We start from the raw sequence: 17,705 nt of genomic DNA on the forward strand, positions 1-17,705 counted from the left end.
TCAAGATCCCTTCGCCGGCACAATCTGGAGGTACACCATCGTCAGAATCAGATTGGCGAAGAACAACAGCAGGAACGTGATGACGACGGCCTGGTTCACCGCCTCACCGACGCCCTTCGGGCCACCGGATGGGTGGAGTCCCTTGTACGCGGAGATCACACCGGCGATGACACCGAACACCGCGGCTTTGATCTCACCGCTCCAAATGTCCGGTAGCTGCGCAAAAGCTGAGAACGAGGAGATGTAGGCACCGGGGTTACCGCCCTGCAGGATCACGTTGAAGAAGTAACCACCCGCGATACCGACTACGGACACCAGTCCGTTGAGCAGCACAGCGATCAGCACCATCGCGAGTACACGCGGAACCACCAGGCGCTGAATCGGATTGATTCCGAGGACTTCCATCGCGTCGATCTCTTCGCGAATGGTTCGAGAACCGAGGTCGGCCGTCACGGCCGATCCGGCCGCACCGGCGACCAACAATGCTGTCACCAGAGGGCTACCCTGCTGGATCACCGCCAGGACGCTGGCAGCGCCGGTGAACGATTCTGCACCCAACTGCTTGATCAGCGAACCGGTCTGCAGTGAGACGACGGCGCCGAAAGGAATGGCTACCAATGCCGTCGGCAAAATTGTCACGCTGGCGATGAACCAGGCCTGCTCGATGAACTCACGGAACTGAAATGGACGCCGGAACGTATTCCTGACGACGTCGACAAACAGTTCGACGATGTTTCCGGCCTGAGTTAATGCTCCGTTGACCGGACTCAGAACCGAGTTGCGGGTAACCCCCATCCGATATGCCTACCCTTGCCCGTGTGTCGTGTTTCCGTAGGGATCGCCCTCGTATGCAGGAATGACCTGCGTGTCTTGCGAGTTGTCGTTCCACTCCCCCTGATAGCCGCTCGCGTCGGCGTACTGGGGAGCGTACTGCCCAGTTCCGTCAACCTCGTCGAGGCTGTCCTGAATTGCCGCCTGAGCGTTAGCTGGGAGGGTGTGCATGATCTGGCGGACGCGCTCCTGGCGACGACGAACAGCCTGACGCTCCGGGTTTCCGGGGGTGGCCTTCATCTGCGGCACGATGCCCTCGACGTCGTCGACACCACCGGCGTGGTGACCGGCGTCGACGAGCGCCTGCTCGTGCGCCATCTGAGCCTCGTCCTTTTCCTCCGACATACCGATCGGACCGATCATCGTTCCGTTGAGGAACTGCTTGACGACGGGCTCGTCAGAGGTGAGCAGCACCTCACGAGGACCGAACATCACCAACTGACGACGGAAGAGCATGCCGATGTTGTCCGGCACCGTGCGTGCGAGATTGATGTTGTGCGAGACGATCAGAATCGTCGCGTCCGACTGGGCGTTGATGTCGATCAGCGTCTGGCTGATGTACGTCGTACGCACCGGATCCAGACCGGAGTCAGGCTCGTCGACGAGGATGATCTCGGGATCGAGAACGAGTGCACGCGCAAGACCGGCACGCTTGCGCATACCGCCGGAGATCTCACCGGGAAGCTTGTCCTCGGCGCCGACCAGACCCGTGAGATCGAGCTTTTCCATCACGATCTTGCGGATATCGGATTCCGACTTCTTGGTGTGCTCACGAAGCGGGAATGCGATGTTGTCGTACAAGTTCATCGAGCCGAACAGTGCGCCGTCCTGGAACAGAACGCCGAACAGCTTGCGGATCTCGTAGAGCTCCTTGGAGGAGCACTGCAGGATGTCCGTGCCGTCGATGACAATGGAGCCTTGTTCAGGGCGGAGCAGTCCGATCAGGGACTTCAGGAACACCGACTTACCGGTACCCGAAGGCCCGAGCAGTGCGCTGACCTCACCCGCGGGAAGTGTCAACGACACGTCCTGCCAAATCCTCTGCGACCCGAAAGACTTTGTCAGTCCTTGTACCGCTACCTCGACTCCCACCATTACCTCCGCGACGTCCGTTGCATGCATGCACCCGTGTGGGTTGGGTCACTCTATCGCATGGGAGTGGTACCCGTGACTGCGAATACTACTAACGAGTAGGGAAGAAGCATAATTCAGGTCACAGCCTAGTTCGGGCACCCCTCCCACCTGCATGGATTCCGACATATCACCCGCGAAAAAAGTTCAAAAAAAGAGGGCCACTCCCCGTGGGGAGTGGCCCTCTTCGTTACTACTCGCGAAGAGCAGCGGGAAAACCGTCTTACTTGATGACGATCTTTGCGCCGGCAGCTTCGAGCTTTTCCTTGGCAGCCTCTGCGGCGTCCTTGGCAACCTTCTCGAGGATGGCCTTCGGAGCGCTCTCGACGAGGTCCTTGGCTTCCTTCAGGCCGAGGCCGGAAACGACCTCACGGACGACCTTGATGACCTGGATCTTCTTGTCGCCAGCCGACTCGAGGACGACGTCGAACTCGTCCTGCTCTTCAGCAGCTTCTGCGCCGGCAGCCGGTGCGCCTGCAGCGGCGACGGCGACGGGAGCAGCAGCGGTGACCTCGAAGGTCTCCTCGAATGCCTTAACGAACTCCGAGAGCTCGAGGAGGGTGAGCTCCTTGAACTGGTCCAACAACTCTTCGGTGCTGAGCTTCGCCATTGTGGCGGTCCTTCCTGTAAGTCCCATGTCGCTGATCCGCGACCGGGCGGGGTTATAGCAGTGATGCGCGGGTGCGGATCAGCTTTCGGCTTCGGCCTCGGCCGGAGCCTCGGTGGCAGCCTCTGCGGGGGCCTCTGCGGCTCCGCCTTCTGCGGCCTTCTTCTCCTGCAGGGCAGCGGCCAAACGGGCCATCTGCGAAGCGGGAGCATTGAACAGGCCTGCGGCCTTTGCCAAGTTGCCCTTCATCGCGCCGGCAAGCTTTGCCAACAGGATTTCGCGGGATTCGAGATCCGCGATCTTGTTGACCTCTTCCACGGACAGCGCAGCGCCGTCCATGTAGCCGCCCTTGATGATGAGCGCCTTGTTGTCCTTAGCGAAGTTCTTCAGAGCCTTCGCAGCGTCGACCGGTTCGCCCTTGATGAATGCAATGGCGGTCGGACCAACGAACAGGTCATCAAGGCCCTCGATGCCAGCCTCTGCGGCGGCACGCTTGACCAGGGTGTTCTTGGCGACGGAGTAGGTGGCACCTTCTCCGAGAGCGCGTCGCAGTGTCGTGATGTTGCCAACCGAAAGGCCACGGTATTCCGTGACCACAGCGGCGGTCGAACCCTTGAACTGCTCGGTGATTTCCGCAACTGCGGAAACCTTCTCAGGCTTTGCCATACTTCGCCTCCTCTCGTGACAGTCGTTGTCCCACTCAGGAACCGCTGCACCTCATCGGGTGAACCCGAGAAGACACAGTCCGCGACATGCAAAACGCCCCGGCGCAAGCGCACGGGGCGTACAGAGGAAACATGAAGAAGAGGCTTACGAATCAGCGTAACGATGCAACGCAAAGCAGTGCATAACCAGGCAAACTGTAGAACCACTACATCAAGCTATCCCCCTACCTCGTTCACCTACGTGGGCCGCCGGGCACTCCCGGACTTTCAACCACACTCATTACTGAGTGCAATCACCAACGGTCTTGGGTAGAACATGATTTTGGGGTGAAGTTCATATCCAGCACTGAACTCCGCGTCGAAGACTACCTGACTACTCGCTGCATAACCAAATCGGCCTCGTCACGCAGCTGGTTTCTTCAAGCACCCGGTTTCTTCAAGCACCCGGTTTCTTCAAGCACCGATAGCCCTGGCGATCTTTTGTTCGATCTCTGCCCGAGCTCGGTCCGGCAGCACCAGCAGCCCGTCGAGTTCTTTGTGAGCCTTCCGATACGCACTCTGACGTTCCTGTGGCGTCGCGCCATCGTCCATGGCCAGGCGCAGCAGACGTTGCGCCCGTACCAGGCGCTCTTGTTCATCGAGGGTGAATCCGCTCCGTCGGCGACGTTTCGCCTCCGCTTCTGCGATCTCGAAGGCGATCGAGTAAGCGTGCACCGCCTCGCGGTACTCGGTTTGTGCCTGCTGGTTACCGATCATCGTCTCCGGATTGCCTGGACGGAGCAGATCGGCACGATATTTGGCTCGATGAAAATCGGCCGTCAAAGGCTCACGCATGTCCGTCATCATCGGAGTGTCGAGCAGTGTGACCGGATCGAGCTCGTACGAGAACCATCGGGCGTCGACCGCATCGTGCTGCTCGATGGCCTTGGCCAGCTCTCGGCGCTGTGTTTCTTCGTCGGCGTGATGTTGTGCGTTGGCCTGCGCGATGGCGACCTTGGTCTCCTGCTTGAGCCGGAAGCGCTCTTGCCGGCGCTCGATCCGCCTTTCGTTGGCAACCGCGACACCTTTCAGCGCCCCACCGATGGTGCCGCCGAAAACGAAGATCAGCCACCAAAAGTTTCCGAGGAACTGGAACGCTTCGTGCATACCCCGATGATGCCACCGTTGGATCGATACCACCGTTGGACCGATACCACCGGCAGGGATCACCCTCTCCCGAAACAGACAAGAAGGCCGGCAGGGAGTGATCCCTGCCGGCCTTCTTGTTCGTATGCGGACTGCTTACGCGTCTGCAGCATCCTCGAGGAGGTTGCGAGTACGGTTCGGATCCACCGGGATGCCCGGACCGGTGGTGGTCGAGACCGTGATCTTCTTCACGTAGCGACCCTTGGCCGACGAGGGCTTCGCACGCAGGATCTCGTCCAGGGCTGCGCCGTAGTTCTCCACCAGCTTCTCATCGTCGAACGATGCCTTGCCGATGACGAAGTGCAGGTTGGCCTGCTTGTCGACGCGGAAGTTGATCTTTCCGCCCTTGATGTCGTTGACAGCCTTGGTGACATCCGCCGTGACGGTGCCCGTCTTCGGGTTCGGCATCAGGCCACGCGGTCCGAGGACACGGGCGATGCGGCCGACCTTGGCCATCTGATCAGGAGTCGCGATTGCGGCGTCGAAATCGACCCATCCACCCTGGATGCGCTCGATCAGGTCTTCTGCACCGACTACGTCAGCGCCTGCAGCCTCGGCTTCTGCTGCCTTCTCGCCAACAGCGAACACGATGACGCGAGCGGTCTTACCGGTGCCGTGGGGCAGGTTGACCGTTCCGCGGACCATCTGGTCAGCCTTACGGGGGTCGACGCCCAGACGAACTGCAACCTCAACGGTTGCATCCATCTTGGTGGACGACGTCTCCTTGGCGAGCTTTGCAGCCTGAAGCGGGCTGTAGAGCTTGTCTGCGTCGATCTTCTCAGCGGCGGCGAGGTACGCCTTGCTGCGCTTTGCCATTTGTTCTGTCCTTACTTATCACTGCAGCGAATTACCTGTGCAGTGGTGAATGGTTCAGTTGTGGTCGGGGCCTGGCCGGCCCTCCCACGTAGTGCTGTGGAGCGGACTATTAGCCCTGGACCGTGATGCCCATGGAACGAGCGGTGCCGGCGATGATCTTCGCGGCCTGCTCGATGTCATTGGCATTGAGGTCTTCAGCCTTGGTCTTCGCGATTTCGCGCACCTGATCCATGGTCACCGAGGCAACCTTGGTCTTGTGCGGTTCGCCGGAGCCCTTGGCGACGCCGGCTGCCTTGAGGAGCAGCTTGGCGGCGGGAGGGGTCTTCAGCTTGAAATCGAAGGTCCGGTCTTCGTAGACCGAGATCTCGACCGGCACAACGTTGCCGCGCTGGGACTCAGTCGCCGCGTTGTAGGCCTTGCAGAACTCCATGATGTTCACGCCGTGCTGACCGAGCGCGGGACCCACGGGAGGTGCAGGGTTAGCCTGACCTGCCTGGATCTGCAGCTTGATGAGCCCGGCGAGCTTCTTCTTCTTTGGGGGCATCTCTAGTTCCTAGTTTCTAGCTTGGGTGTGTGTCTTGCGTCGAACAAATTGCAAGTTTTGGGGTGGTCAGATCTTCGCGACCTGGTTGAAGTTGAGCTCAACCGGGGTTTCACGACCGAAGATCGACACGAGAACCTTGAGCTTCTGCTGCTCGCCGTTGACCTCGCTGATGCTGGCCGGAAGGGTTGCGAACGGGCCGTCCATGACGGTGACCGACTCGCCGACCTCGAAGTCGACCTCGATGAGGGGCTTGCCGAAGGACTCGGACGGTGCCTCGCCTGCTGCGACGGCGGCCGCTGCAGCCTGCTGCTTCTTCTGCTCCTGCTGCGGGAGCAGGAACTTGACGACCTCGTTGAGGGTCAGCGGCGAGGGACGCGACGTGGCACCGACAAAACCGGTGACGCCAGGCGTGTTGCGCACTGCGCCCCACGACTCGTCGTTGAGCTCCATGCGAACGAGGATGTATCCGGGCAGAACCTTGCGATTGACCTGCTTGCGCTGGCCGTTCTTGATCTCGGTGACCTCTTCGGTGGGAACTTCCACCTGGAAGATGTAGTCACCGACGTCGAGGTTCTGAACGCGAGTCTCGAGGTTGGTCTTGACCTTGTTCTCGTAACCGGCGTACGAGTGGATGACGTACCAGTCACCCGGTGCGCGACGCAGCGCAGCCTTGAGTTCGGCAACGGGATCCTCGACCTCGAGCTCGGCGGCGGGAGCGGCCTCGTCGGAGTTCTCGGCATCGTCGGAGATGACGTCCTCGGTCGCTGCAGCGTCTGCATCAGTGCCTTCGGCAACGTCTGCATCGGTGCCTTCGGCAACCACGACGTCTACTTCGGCTGCCGCCTCGGCAGAAACACGCTCTTCGGCCAAAGCCTCATTCGTGTCGTTCTCGGGGGTGCTCACTGGGGCACTCGCTTCCTCTCGTTACTCGGACCCGGGTCGGGTCTTGTCGCGCTCGCAGGCAAAGACGCCCGACTGCTACGGCGATCAGCCGAACAGCCAGGTGACACCCTTGATCACAGCGATATCGACGCCGCTGATGAAAGCGACCATGAAGACCACGAACGTCAGCACGACGCTGGTGTAGGTGATCATCTGCTTGCGGTTCGGCCAGATGACCTTACGGAGTTCTGCGATGACCTCGCGGAAGAATTTGCGCAGGCGCTTGAAGATGTTGTCCTTCTTCGCCTTGGGCTTCTTGCCGGGGTTCGTTGCAGTCGGCTTGGCCGAAGATGTCCGGGATGCCGTCCGGGCCGGAGTCTTCACGGTGGACGCGCTGACCGAGGCGCCGCGTGCAGCGCGCTTGCCGGTCGGCTTGTTGGAAACCCCACTGGATGCGGAGGGAGCCTTCTCGGCACCGTCCTTGTCCAACGACAGATCGGAACGCGTAGTCGCGTCAGCTGCAGTGTCGTCGACACCGGTCGAATCGGCAGACGTTGAAGTCTCCGCATCCGAAGTGTCGGCGTCGCGCTTGGCGCGCTCCTCGCTCACGTCGTTCCTCTCAGTCGCTGGCATCCGGGGGCAGGGGCGACAGGACTTGAACCTGCAACCTGCGGTTTTGGAGACCGCTGCTCTGCCAGTTGAGCTACGCCCCTTTGGTTGACATCGACAGGTGGACCCTGCCTGAATCAACCCTTCTGCGATCACACAACATACGCGCTACCCGAGGTGAATGTCTTGCAACATTCAGGGCAGCGCGCAGCGCTGAGGAATCCCAGAAATCTCAGTGTACTTCAAAGCCCCGGAACAAACACAATCCGCCCTGCGATCAGGCTAGACGGACCGTGGCGGTGGCACGACCGAAGATCTTCTTACCTTCGGACTTGGCCACGATTGCCAGTACTGCGGTCTTGCTTTCTTCGTCGATCGACTTCACCTTGGCGGTGAACTCGATCTCGGCAGCCTTGTCGGCTGCCACGATCACCGGGCTCGTGAACCGTACGTTGTACTCGGTCACTGCGCCCGGATCCCCCAGCCATTCGGTGACGTAGCCGGCACCGATGCCCATGGAGAGCATGCCGTGCGCGACGACGTCCGGCAAGCCGGCAAGTCGTGCGACCTCGTCACTGAAGTGAATCGGATTGGGATCTCCCGAAACACCCGCGTAGTTGGCGAGGTTTCCACGCGTCAGGGTGACGGACTTCTCGGGGAGAAGTTCGCCGACACTCACGTCGGAAAATTTACGAAGCGACATGCATCATCACGTCCTTGACTGCGTGGGCGATGTTCTCGTCCACTTCCCCACCCGTTCGAGCAACAAGCGTTGTCCACGTGGTGACAACTGCTTCGTCGTTCTGATCGGTGATGATGTTCTTGGTCACGATGATGTCGCTACCTGCGGCCTGCCTGAACGAATCCAGGAAAACATCGCAGAAGAGTCGGTCACCGACCTGCATGGGCTTGTGCAGCACCAGTCGCTGATCGGTCTGAAGAATCTGACTCAAGTCGTAGCCTGTGACGATCTCTTCGAACAGACGTCGCTGAGCAATGGCACCCACGATGGCGACGAACGTAATGGGAGCAATCAGGCCGTCGTATCCGAGGCCTTTGGCTGCCGATTCGTCGTAGTGCGCAGGATGCGCGTCCTGGACGGCGCGAGCGAACTCGCGCACCTTCTCGCGTCCGACCTCGTAGAAGTCTTCGACACGATAGTGGTGACCGACCATCTGGACGGCATGAGCGGCCGGGTCCGTAGGGACCTCGGCCGCTGCCTGGTTCTCTTGCAAATCTGTCACGCGGTGAGACTCTCTTCTAGCTAGGACCCGAAGACGCAGGCCCAGAGAGGGTCTTCCGCGAAAATCGTCGTCCTGTTAAGGACTTACTACTTCGACTCGCGATGCGACTGGTGGGTTCCGCAGTTGGGGCAGAACTTCTTGAGCTCCAGGCGATCGGGGTCGTTGCGCCGATTCTTCTTGGTGATGTAGTTGCGGTGCTTGCATACCTCGCAGGCCAAGGTGATCTTGGGCCGAACGTCGGTCGAGGAGGCCACGGGATGCCTTCTTTCGGGTGTATCTGATTACGAGCAATCAGGGTGGATCATGCATATTGTGTAGCGGTGACCGGACTTGAACCGGCGACGCAACGATTATGAGTCGTTTGCTCTACCAACTGAGCTACACCGCCTCGGTGTCGAGTGTCGCGCGGAAAGCACGGCACCACAATCCAGCGAGCCCCCTAACGGAATCGAACCGTTGACCTTTTCCTTACCATGGAAACGCTCTACCGACTGAGCTAAGGGGGCGTGGCTCAGGAGTGCGTTGCCGCTCTCTTGAAGCCTCCGAAAGATTACACACGAACGAGCGCCAGCACCAAATCCGCTGGTCATCGGGGCAAAAATGGTGCCGGAGCCCATTGTTGCACCGATCGGGGCCGCTGGCGAGGGCTTTGCGGGAACCAACTTGACCCCGCACTCCCCCGAAGCCATCCCCAGAAGCACTCCCGAGGCCCCTGAGCCGCAGCCGACGCCGGCGTCACCAACGCGCACCCGACCTCGGAACAAGCACAAAAAAAAGTCAGCCCCGACTCTCGTAAAGAGAATCGGGGCTGACTTGGTGTGGCAGATGTAGGATTCGAACCTACGTAGGCATAAGCCGACGGATTTACAGTCCGCTCCCATTGGCCGCTCGGGCAATCTGCCGTGCTTGCACCAGGCTTCGATCCGGCGCATTCGCAAGTATATCGCGACGTGCGGCGGCCGAAAACGGCTTCCTCGGTGCGGTGAGAAGAATACAACGAACACACCCCCATTTTGCAAACCGGGTGGTAACGGGCGGTGCCGACCCGATAACGTCGAGGTGTCCACCGGTATGGAAGGTGGGCAGAACTCGATGTTCGTGAACTACCGGAAAGCGGGAGTGTGAAGTGGCTGATTCGTCCTTCGACGTGGTGAGCAAGGTTGACCGTCAAGAGGTGGACAACGCCCTGCATCAGGCTGCCAAGGAGTTGACCACGCGTTTCGACTTCCGAAACACGGGAGCGTCGATCGAGTGGTCTGGTGAAGAGACGATCACGTTGAACGCCGACACCGAGGAGCGACTGCTTGCCGCCCTCGACGTGTTCAAGGAGAAGTTGATCCGTCGTGACATCTCGCTGAAGGCATTCGATGCCGGCGAGCCGGCGCAGTCCGGAAAGATCTACAAGCTGTCCGGAACCTTGGTCCAGGGCATCAGCAGCGAGAACGCGAAGAAGATCACCAAGAAGATTCGCGACGAGGGCCCCAAGGGCGTCAAGGCGCAGATCCAGGGTGAGGAACTTCGTGTGAGCAGCAAGAAGCGCGACGACCTCCAGGGCATCATCTCCCTGCTCAAGGGTGAGGACTTCGGGATCGCCCTGCAGTTCGTGAACTACCGGTAGTAGGGGCTACGCCCCTGTGCGCGGTTAAGGAGTCCTGGGACTACCTAACCGCGCACAGGGGCCGAAGGCCTACATCCCGGCCATCTTCTCCAAACGCTCGATACGATCCGCCATGGGCGGATGCGTCGAGAACAGCTTGCTCACCTTGTCCCCCGCTCTGAAGGGGTTGGCAATCATCAGGTGGGACTGCGCCGCGAGCTTGGGCTCAGGCGGCAACGGCGCGGCTGCCACGCCCGACTCGAGCTTGCGCAGCGCCGACGCCAACGCCAATGGGTCACCGGTGAGCTCGGCTCCCGATTGATCAGCCTGATACTCGCGAGAGCGCGAAACGGCCAGCTTGACCACGGTTGCCGCGATCGGTCCCAGTAGGGAGACGAGCAGCAGCGCGATCGGATTACTTCCCTGCCCGTTCCCTCGGCCACCGAAGATGCTCGCGTACATCGCGAAGTTGGCCAGGCCCGAGATGACGCTGGCCATCGCGCCGGCCACGGACGAGATCAAAATGTCCCGGTTGTAGACGTGAGAGAGTTCGTGCCCGAGTACGGCGCGCAGTTCCCGTTCGTTCAGGATCTGCATGATGCCGCTGGTCACGCACACCGCGGCGTGCCGAGGGCTACGACCGGTGGCAAACGCGTTCGGGGCGTTCGTGGGGCTGATGTACAGCCTGGGCATCGGTTGGTGCGCCGTCGTGGCGAGTTCGCGCACGATCCGGTAGATCGCCGGTGCCTCGACCTCGGTGATGGGCTGGGCGCGCATCGATCGAAGCGCCAACTTGTCGCTGTTGAAGTACACGTAGGCATTCATGCCGACGGCAAACAGAACGGATCCCCACAGAAGGAACGGGCTGTTGAACAGCGAGCCGATGAAGACGATCAGCGCTGACATCCCCACCAACAACCCGAATGTCTTCGCACCGTTCGCGTAGCCGTGCAAACTGCTCACCTCTTGCCTCGCTGGAGCCGAAGGCTCACCCGAACTCCCGGCGTATGCACCGGTTCTGTTCAGTCAACGAAGGACAGGGTCATCAGGGTTCCCACCCAAGGTCGTCAGGGTTTCACCCCAGGTGTGTCAGCCGACTCGTTCGATCGTGTAGTCCACGAGGCGCACGAGCGCTTCGTTCGCCGGTCCCTGCGGGAGCTCAGCCAACTGGGCCTTTGCCGAGACTGCGTACTCGCCCAGCTTTGCCTTCGCCTTGACCATGCCCGGCGAACGCTCGAGCAGTTCGAGAGCTTCTTCTACCAAAGCGTCTTCGGTGACCGGGCCCGCGAGCAGCTCCCGCAGGCGATCTGCGTCGGCTCCTTCTTCGCGGAACGCGTACAGGACGGGCAGGGTGTGGACACCCTCGCGCAGGTCGGTGCCCGGAGTCTTGCCGGACTGCGCCGATACGGAGGAGATGTCGATGATGTCGTCGGAGATCTGAAACGCGGTGCCGACGGCGTCACCCAGGCGCTCGAGGCGCTCGATGTGAGCTGCGCCGGCGCCGGAGAAGGTGCCGCCGAATCGTCCGGATGCAGCGATGAGCGAACCGGTCTTCTCCCACACGACCTTGAGGTAATGCTCGACCGGATCCTGTTCCTTCTTGACGCCGATCGTCTCGCGCATCTGGCCGGTGACCAGCTCTGCAAAGGTTTCGGCGATGATCCGAACGGCTTCAGGTCCGAGCGTCGATACCAGGCGTGATGCGTGCGCGAACAGATAGTCGCCGGCCAGGATCGCCACGCTGTTCCCCCAGCGGGCGTTGGCGCTGGGTGCTCCGCGCCGCATGGACGCCTCGTCCATGACGTCGTCGTGATAGAGCGTCGCCAGGTGAACGAGTTCGGTGACAGTCGCTGCGGTGATGATCGACGGATCGTTCGGCACCGGTCCGAGTTGCGCGGTCAGGATCGTGAACAACGGACGGAAGCGCTTTCCCCCGGCTCGCGCGAGATGCAGCGCGGCCTCGGTGAGGAAGTCTTCGCCGTCGGACAGCTCGCTGACCAACAACTCCTCGACATCGGAGAGTCCACCACGCACTACTGCGGCGAGCTGTTCGTCGCCCAGGTCGATGCCTGCAACGACGGTGCTCGATGCGGTTGCGTCGGCAGCAGTCTTTTCGGTGCTCACGATGTCAGTACCCATTCCTGTCGTCAGTGACGGCTCGGTTCCCACGGTAGTGAACCTAGCGGTTCGCACTCGGGACGGCCTCGCCACGGTGGCGATCGCGAGCCTGGGAAGATGTGAGTGTGTCCGTAGAAGAGCAGTCCCCCGTCGTCGATTCGCTTCCGACCGAAACCGACATTGTGGTCATCGGCGCAGGTCCCGCGGGTTCTTCGGCCGCGGCTTGGGCCGCCCGCAGCGGCCGAGACGTCGTGCTGGTGGACGCTGCCGTGTTCCCGCGAGACAAGACTTGTGGTGATGGACTCACTCCGCGCGCCGTGGCCGAACTGGATCTCCTCGGCCTCGGCGAGTGGGTTCGGTCACATACGACGAACAAGGGACTACGGTTGTCCGGCTTCGGCCAAGAACTCGAACTCGAGTGGCCAGGGACGTCGTTCCCGCCGATCGGCAGTGCGATCCCCCGGACCGAACTCGACGACGCCATTCGCCGGTGCGCCGTCGAATCCGGCGCGGTCATGGTCGAGGGCACCAAGGCTGTCGACGTCGAACTCGACGGTGATCGAGTAGCCGCCGTCGTACTCGCCGGCCCCTCGGGACGCAGCACTCTTCGTTGCCGGACGCTGATCATCGCCGACGGCGTTCGCTCGACGCTCGGCAAGAAGCTGGGACGGCAGTGGCACCGGGACACCGCGTACGGTGTCGCGGCACGCGCTTACGTCGCGACGCCGCGCAGCGCCGACCCGTGGATCACCTCGCATCTGGAACTGCGGGACGCCGAGGGCACGTTGCAGGCGGGGTACGGCTGGATCTTCCCGCTCGGCACCGGCGAGGTGAACATCGGCGTCGGGACACTGGCGACATCCAAGCGCCCGGCGCCGGGTGCCCTGCGTCCCTTGCTCGACTTGTACACCGACCAGCGCCGAAGCGAGTGGCAGTGGAGCAGCGAAATTCATTCCGTCGCTTCGGCTTTGCTACCCATGGGCGGCGCCGTCTCCAACATCGCCGGACGCAACTGGGCCGTGATCGGCGACGCCGCAGCGTGCGTGAACCCGCTCAACGGTGAGGGCATCGACTACGGCCTCGAAGGCGGACGTCTGGTGGTCGAACAGCTCGGCGCCGACGACCTCACGGAGCTGTGGCCGACCGTGCTTCGGGAGCATTACGGGCAGGCATTCTCGGTCGCGCGCCGGCTCGCAGGCCTGCTGACGGTTCCGCAATTCCTGCCCGCCTCGGGCCCGATCGCGATGCGCTCACGGGCACTGATGACGGTCGCCGTTCGGGTGATGGGAAACCTCGTCACCGACGCCGACGCCGATCTGACGGCGAAGGCATGGCGTGCATCGGGGGCCGCGTCGAGAAAGATCGACTCCCGACCGCTGTTCGGCTGAGCAAGTGCTGTGCGCCTTTATTAACCGCCGGGGGTTAATAAAGGCGCACAGCAGTTCAGGCAGTGGCGTAATGCAGCGCCACGATGCCGCCGGTGAGGTTGCGCCACTTGACGTTCTTCCACCCGGCAGCCTCGATCTTGCGTGCCAACTCTTCCTGGGTCGGCCAGGCGCGGATCGATTCGGCGAGGTAGACGTAGGCGTCGGGGTTGCTGCTGACGGTGCGTGCGACCTGCGGGAGCGCCTTCATGAGGTACTCCATGTAGACCGTGCGGAAGGGCCCGAAGACGGGCGTCGAGAACTCGCTGACGACGAGACGTCCGCCCGGCTTGGTGACGCGGGCGATCTCGCGCAGTCCGGCTTCGAAGTCGGAGACGTTGCGCAGGCCGAAGGAAATCGTCGCGGCATCGAACACGTTGTCGGCATAGGGCAGGTACATCGCGTCACCTGCGACCATCGGAACTTTGCGCGAGATTCCGGCCTTGAGCATTCCCTTGGAGAAATCGGTGGCGACGCACCAGGCGCCGGAGCGCCCCAGTTCGACGGTCGAGACTCCGGTTCCGGCGGCGAGGTCGAGTACCTTCTCGCCCGGCTTGAGGTCGAGAGCTTCGCGGGTGGCCTTGCGCCAACCCTTGTCCTGGCCGAAGGACAGCACGGTGTTGGTGAGGTCGTATCGCTCCGCGACGTCGTCGAACATCGACGCGACTTCGTGCGGTTGCTTCTCGAGAGTTGCTCGGGTTCCGTGTGTAGTGGCCACACCCGAAACGCTACCAACCCTCGGGCAGCGAAGGCGTTCAGGCTGCTCTGGCACCCGTTCGCCGCCCGAGGCCCTGCACGTCCTCGTAGTGACGGAGCAACTCTTCGCAGATTGCCGGCCAGGTCCGGTGCAGCACCGAGCGCCTCGCCGCGGAGCCGAACTGCACCCGCAGATCACGCTGACGAAGTGCGTCGACGGCGCTTGGCAGGAGTTCGGTGAACCTGTCCGTCGGCAGGAGGTAGCCGTTGCGGCAATGCGAGATCAGGTCACGTGGTCCACCGGCGTCCGGTCCGACGACAGGTACACCGCTCGCGAGGGCTTCCTGAACCGCCTGGCAGAAGGTCTCGTGCTCGCCGGGGTGAACGAATACGTCCAGGCTCGCATAGGCGTCGGCCAGCGCGGTACCGCCGAGTTGTCCGGTGAAGATCGCATCCGGCATCAGTCGTCGTAGGTTCTCGCGATCCGGGCCGTCTCCGACGATCACGATCTGCACGCTGGGATCGGCCGCCAGCACGGCCAGTCGCTCGACGTGTTTTTCGGGCGCGAGGCGACCGACGAAGCCGACCACCAACTGGTCGCTGTCGCCGATCCAGGACTGCCGCAACGCCGAGCTACGACGCGAAGGCGCGAATCGTTGTGCGTCGACGCCGCGGGCCCACCGGTGCACGCGCGGAATGCCGTGCTCTTCGAGGGCGTCGACTGCCGACGTGGAGGGTGCAAGGGTCCTGTTGCAGCTCTTGTGGATTCGACGGGTCCACGCCCATGCGGCGCGACTGGTGACGCCGAGACCGTAGCTTTCGGCAAATCCGGCGACGTCGGTCTGGTAAACCGCGACGGTGGGTATCGCGAGCCGCTTGGCGACGGCCACTCCCCCGGCGCCGAGCAGGAACGGCGACGCCAGATGGACGACGTCGGGCGCGAAGGTCCGCACGGCCGTCGTCAGACGCGGTTGTGGCAGGCCGACGGGGAGTGAACTGACTTTGGGCACCATGACGGCGGGCACCCGAACCACCTGAACACCTTCGTGTTCGGTGGCGGCAGAGGTGTCGGATCCGACAGTGTCCGGCGCAATGACCATGGCGTCGTGGCCAGTGCGATCGAGGTGTTCGAGCACGCGTAGTACCGAGTTGGTGACGCCGTTCATGTTGGGCAGGAATGACTCCGCAACGATGGCTACTCTCACACCGAGAACGGTGACAGGGCCAGGAAAAGTCCACGTCATGTTCGTGTGAAGTTCCGGCGAAGCGCGAACTAACTCGAGGCGACCGGCGCCGATCCCGGAGCTCCCGCTTCCCGCTTGCGCAGGTACCAGATCGACGGTCCAGCCAGGAGCCACGTCACGACGATCACCGATCCCGCCGGGATCAGCGCCACCGTCGCGTTGCGTCCCGCTACCCGGACCAAATCAGGGTCGGCTTTGGAGTACTCCACCTCGATGCGTTGTCCCACAGTCAGATTGGTGGGGTAGAGCACGCCGAGTTCAGGGTTGTGATTCGCGCCGTCTGGTGTCACGAAGCTGATCGCCGAACGTAGCGAGCCTGCCGAGAGCACCTCGGCGGTTGCGGTCCCCATGTTCGATTCGATGGTCCGATCGTTGCGCCAGGCACCGAGAACCAGGATCACCGCGAGCACCGAAATGCCGACCGCAACCACGAGTACGCCGATGCGGAAGCGCCGCAGAACCGTTTGCGTCACAGCTGTGCCCGCACGGAAGCGTGGAGTTCGCGCAGTCCACTGCGATCTGTTGCGACTTCGAGCACACGAATGCCGTTTGCGGGTTGCGCCAGCGTCGTTGCCAGGGCGTCGACGGTGACGGCTGCGTGCGGCACGCGGTAGGCCGCGCACAGCGCAGCGAGGTCCATGCCGTGCGGTGTTCCGAACACTCGCTCGAAGACGCCGGCGTACTGCGGGTCGCCTTGTTCGAGGAGTTCGAAGATGCCGCCGCCGTCGTCGTTGGCCACGACGATGGTGAGGTCGCTCGGCCTCGGCTCACCGGTCCCGATCAGCAGCCCGGACGCGTCGTGCAGGAAGGTCAGGTCGCCCATGAGAGCGACGGTCCGGCCGCCCTCGTACGCCAATGCGGCACCGACCGCCGCCGAGACGGTGCCGTCGATACCTGCGACCCCGCGATTGGACAGCACCCGGACAGCGGGCTTGGGATAGCTCACGAGGGCCGCGTCGCGAACGGGGTTGGACGCGCCGAGCAGAAGCTGGTCGCCGTCCGCGAGTGCATCCATCACGGCAGCTGCCACGTGCAGGCCAGTCGCTTTGGGGTGGGCGTCGAGTTGCTTGCGGACGGCAGTTTCGGCGTGTTCGGTCAGCGCGGCGCATCGAGCAATCCAGGCGGGATCGGGCGTCCCGGTGACCACTGCCCTGGTTCCCGTGGCGAGCACGTTGCCGGATACGTCGGGCCAGCGCGGCCCGGTGGTCAGCGCGTAGACGTCGACGCTCGGGTCGGCCAACACCTTCGAGACCTGACGATGCAACGTCGGGCGGCCGGTGATGATCGCCTGCTTGGGCTTGAGTTGCGAGAGCGCGAGTGGATGCAGTGCGATCCCGTGCATCGGAGCCGTCGGCTCGGCCACCGTCGGCAGGCCGGCCAGCTCAGGCCGAAGTGCGCTGCCGTGTCCGGAAATGACCACCGTATCTGCGGTGAGGTCCAGATCGACCGGAACATCGAGCGTCGCGTTCTGCGTGGTGGTCCAGGCTGCACCGCCTGGACGGCCCTCCGGAACCGGGCCATGGACGTGCACGTCCGGCACCAGCGGCTCACGGAGCGGGATGTCGAAATGCACCGGACCCGCGTTTCCGGATCTGGTTCCGCGGGCAGCGGCGAGGACCCGGCAGACCGCCGAGCGCCACTGGCTGTTCTGCGTCGAATCGTCCTCGGCCAAGCCCAGGCTGATGGTTGCGCGAACCTGACTGCCGAAGAGCCCGAGCTGCTCGACGGTCTGGTTGGCGCCGGTGCCGAGCATCTCGTAAGGCCGGTTGGCGCTCAGGACCACCAGCGGCACTCGCGCGTAGTTCGCCTCGAGGACAGCCGGTCCGAGGTTTGCGACGGCGGTCCCGGAGGTCATCACGATGGGGACCGGTCGTTTCCCGGCGATTGCCAGTCCGAGTGCCAGAAAGCCTGCTGTCCGCTCGTCGATCCGCATGTGCAGACGCAACCGGCCGTCGAGATCGGCGGCCTGGAGGGCAAATGCGAGGGGCGCGTTGCGAGAGCCTGGACACAGCACGACTTCACGCACGCCACCACGAACCAGTTCGTCGACGACGGCTGTGGCTTGTGCAGTGGACGGATTCACGCCTTCAAGAGTGTCAGATGTTCGGGTGC

General features: G+C 62.6%; 20 protein-coding genes and 4 tRNA genes. 2 read left to right on the forward strand and 22 right to left on the reverse strand.

The window, feature by feature from the left end; translation table 11 throughout:
• The 16 genes from H351_RS23385 to H351_RS23460 all read right to left on the reverse strand — a co-directional run bounded on the left by H351_RS23385 (position 1) and on the right by H351_RS23460 (position 9,416).
• On the reverse strand, positions 1–795 hold the full coding sequence (locus H351_RS23385; RefSeq protein ID WP_003942038.1) for an MlaE family ABC transporter permease: 795 nt from the start codon (positions 793–795) through the stop codon (positions 1–3).
• Between the two features lie 9 nt (positions 796–804).
• The gene (locus H351_RS23390; protein WP_024487305.1) at positions 805–1,926 is read right to left on the reverse strand and encodes an ABC transporter ATP-binding protein; all 1,122 of its coding nucleotides are present in this window, start codon (positions 1,924–1,926) and stop codon (positions 805–807) included.
• Positions 1,927–2,185: 259 nt separating this feature from the next.
• Positions 2,186–2,572 (reverse strand): 50S ribosomal protein L7/L12, encoded by a 387-nt coding sequence (gene rplL, locus H351_RS23395; protein ID WP_003941857.1) that lies wholly within the window; start codon positions 2,570–2,572, stop codon positions 2,186–2,188.
• A gap of 78 nt (positions 2,573–2,650) precedes the next feature.
• Positions 2,651–3,235, reverse strand: a complete 585-nt coding sequence (gene rplJ, locus H351_RS23400) for a 50S ribosomal protein L10 (RefSeq protein ID WP_003942074.1) — start codon at positions 3,233–3,235, stop codon at positions 2,651–2,653.
• 452 nt (positions 3,236–3,687) lie between these two features.
• Entirely contained in the window at positions 3,688–4,380 is a 693-nt protein-coding gene (locus H351_RS23405) for a hypothetical protein (RefSeq protein ID WP_029254862.1), read from the reverse strand.
• A gap of 135 nt (positions 4,381–4,515) precedes the next feature.
• Entirely contained in the window at positions 4,516–5,235 is a 720-nt protein-coding gene (rplA, locus tag H351_RS23410) for a 50S ribosomal protein L1 (RefSeq protein ID WP_003941982.1), read from the reverse strand.
• Between the two features lie 109 nt (positions 5,236–5,344).
• Entirely contained in the window at positions 5,345–5,779 is a 435-nt protein-coding gene (rplK, locus tag H351_RS23415; protein ID WP_003941896.1) for a 50S ribosomal protein L11, read from the reverse strand.
• A gap of 66 nt (positions 5,780–5,845) precedes the next feature.
• On the reverse strand, positions 5,846–6,682 hold the full coding sequence (gene nusG, locus H351_RS23420; protein ID WP_003942049.1) for a transcription termination/antitermination protein NusG: 837 nt from the start codon (positions 6,680–6,682) through the stop codon (positions 5,846–5,848).
• A gap of 84 nt (positions 6,683–6,766) precedes the next feature.
• Positions 6,767–7,270 carry a preprotein translocase subunit SecE gene (gene secE / locus H351_RS23425; RefSeq protein WP_020968963.1) on the reverse strand — a complete coding sequence of 168 codons (504 nt, stop codon included), beginning with the start codon at positions 7,268–7,270 and terminating at the stop codon, positions 6,767–6,769.
• Between the two features lie 31 nt (positions 7,271–7,301).
• Positions 7,302–7,374 (reverse strand) — tRNA-Trp (locus H351_RS23430).
• 173 nt (positions 7,375–7,547) lie between these two features.
• Complete coding sequence (gene hadB / locus H351_RS23435) at positions 7,548–7,973, reverse strand: (3R)-hydroxyacyl-ACP dehydratase subunit HadB (RefSeq protein WP_003941909.1); 426 nt, start codon at positions 7,971–7,973, stop codon at positions 7,548–7,550.
• Positions 7,960–8,514, reverse strand: coding sequence for a (3R)-hydroxyacyl-ACP dehydratase subunit HadA (gene hadA / locus H351_RS23440; RefSeq protein WP_019744315.1), 555 nt, complete (start codon positions 8,512–8,514; stop codon positions 7,960–7,962). Before hadA ends, hadB begins: the two co-directional genes overlap by 14 nt.
• A gap of 86 nt (positions 8,515–8,600) precedes the next feature.
• Positions 8,601–8,768 (reverse strand): 50S ribosomal protein L33, encoded by a 168-nt coding sequence (gene rpmG, locus H351_RS23445; protein WP_003941903.1) that lies wholly within the window; start codon positions 8,766–8,768, stop codon positions 8,601–8,603.
• A gap of 61 nt (positions 8,769–8,829) precedes the next feature.
• Positions 8,830–8,902, reverse strand: a tRNA-Met gene (locus H351_RS23450).
• A 45-nt stretch (positions 8,903–8,947) separates the two neighbouring features.
• A tRNA-Thr gene (locus H351_RS23455) sits at positions 8,948–9,020 on the reverse strand.
• A 313-nt stretch (positions 9,021–9,333) separates the two neighbouring features.
• Positions 9,334–9,416 (reverse strand) — tRNA-Tyr (locus tag H351_RS23460).
• 224 nt (positions 9,417–9,640) lie between these two features.
• Here H351_RS23460 and H351_RS23465 point away from each other — a divergent pair.
• On the forward strand, positions 9,641–10,132 hold the full coding sequence (locus H351_RS23465) for a YajQ family cyclic di-GMP-binding protein (protein ID WP_029254861.1): 492 nt from the start codon (positions 9,641–9,643) through the stop codon (positions 10,130–10,132).
• Between the two features lie 69 nt (positions 10,133–10,201).
• Here the strand turns inward: H351_RS23465 and htpX are convergent, their stop codons facing one another.
• Together htpX and H351_RS23475 are read right to left on the reverse strand one after the other, a co-directional pair.
• Entirely contained in the window at positions 10,202–11,065 is an 864-nt protein-coding gene (gene htpX / locus H351_RS23470) for a zinc metalloprotease HtpX (protein ID WP_029254860.1), read from the reverse strand.
• 135 nt (positions 11,066–11,200) lie between these two features.
• Entirely contained in the window at positions 11,201–12,250 is a 1,050-nt protein-coding gene (locus H351_RS23475; RefSeq protein WP_024487304.1) for a polyprenyl synthetase family protein, read from the reverse strand.
• A 104-nt stretch (positions 12,251–12,354) separates the two neighbouring features.
• On the opposite strand from H351_RS23475, the gene H351_RS23480 reads away from it, so the two are divergent.
• Positions 12,355–13,617 (forward strand): geranylgeranyl reductase family protein, encoded by a 1,263-nt coding sequence (locus tag H351_RS23480; protein ID WP_021343459.1) that lies wholly within the window; start codon positions 12,355–12,357, stop codon positions 13,615–13,617.
• A gap of 55 nt (positions 13,618–13,672) precedes the next feature.
• Here H351_RS23480 and H351_RS23485 read toward each other — a convergent pair whose 3' ends face one another.
• From H351_RS23485 to menD, 4 genes are all read right to left on the reverse strand, one after another.
• Positions 13,673–14,371 (reverse strand): demethylmenaquinone methyltransferase, encoded by a 699-nt coding sequence (locus H351_RS23485; protein ID WP_003941879.1) that lies wholly within the window; start codon positions 14,369–14,371, stop codon positions 13,673–13,675.
• A 37-nt stretch (positions 14,372–14,408) separates the two neighbouring features.
• Positions 14,409–15,554 (reverse strand): glycosyltransferase family 4 protein, encoded by a 1,146-nt coding sequence (locus H351_RS23490; protein WP_024487303.1) that lies wholly within the window; start codon positions 15,552–15,554, stop codon positions 14,409–14,411.
• Between the two features lie 68 nt (positions 15,555–15,622).
• Entirely contained in the window at positions 15,623–16,066 is a 444-nt protein-coding gene (locus H351_RS23495) for a DUF3592 domain-containing protein (protein ID WP_020968960.1), read from the reverse strand.
• The gene (menD, locus tag H351_RS23500) at positions 16,063–17,676 is read right to left on the reverse strand and encodes a 2-succinyl-5-enolpyruvyl-6-hydroxy-3-cyclohexene-1-carboxylic-acid synthase (protein ID WP_020906813.1); all 1,614 of its coding nucleotides are present in this window, start codon (positions 17,674–17,676) and stop codon (positions 16,063–16,065) included. Before menD ends, H351_RS23495 begins: the two co-directional genes overlap by 4 nt.
• Positions 17,677–17,705: the final 29 nt, after the last annotated feature.

Source organism: Rhodococcus erythropolis R138, from assembly GCF_000696675.2.
GTDB classification, from domain to species: Bacteria; Actinomycetota; Actinomycetes; order Mycobacteriales; family Mycobacteriaceae; genus Rhodococcus_F; species Rhodococcus_F erythropolis.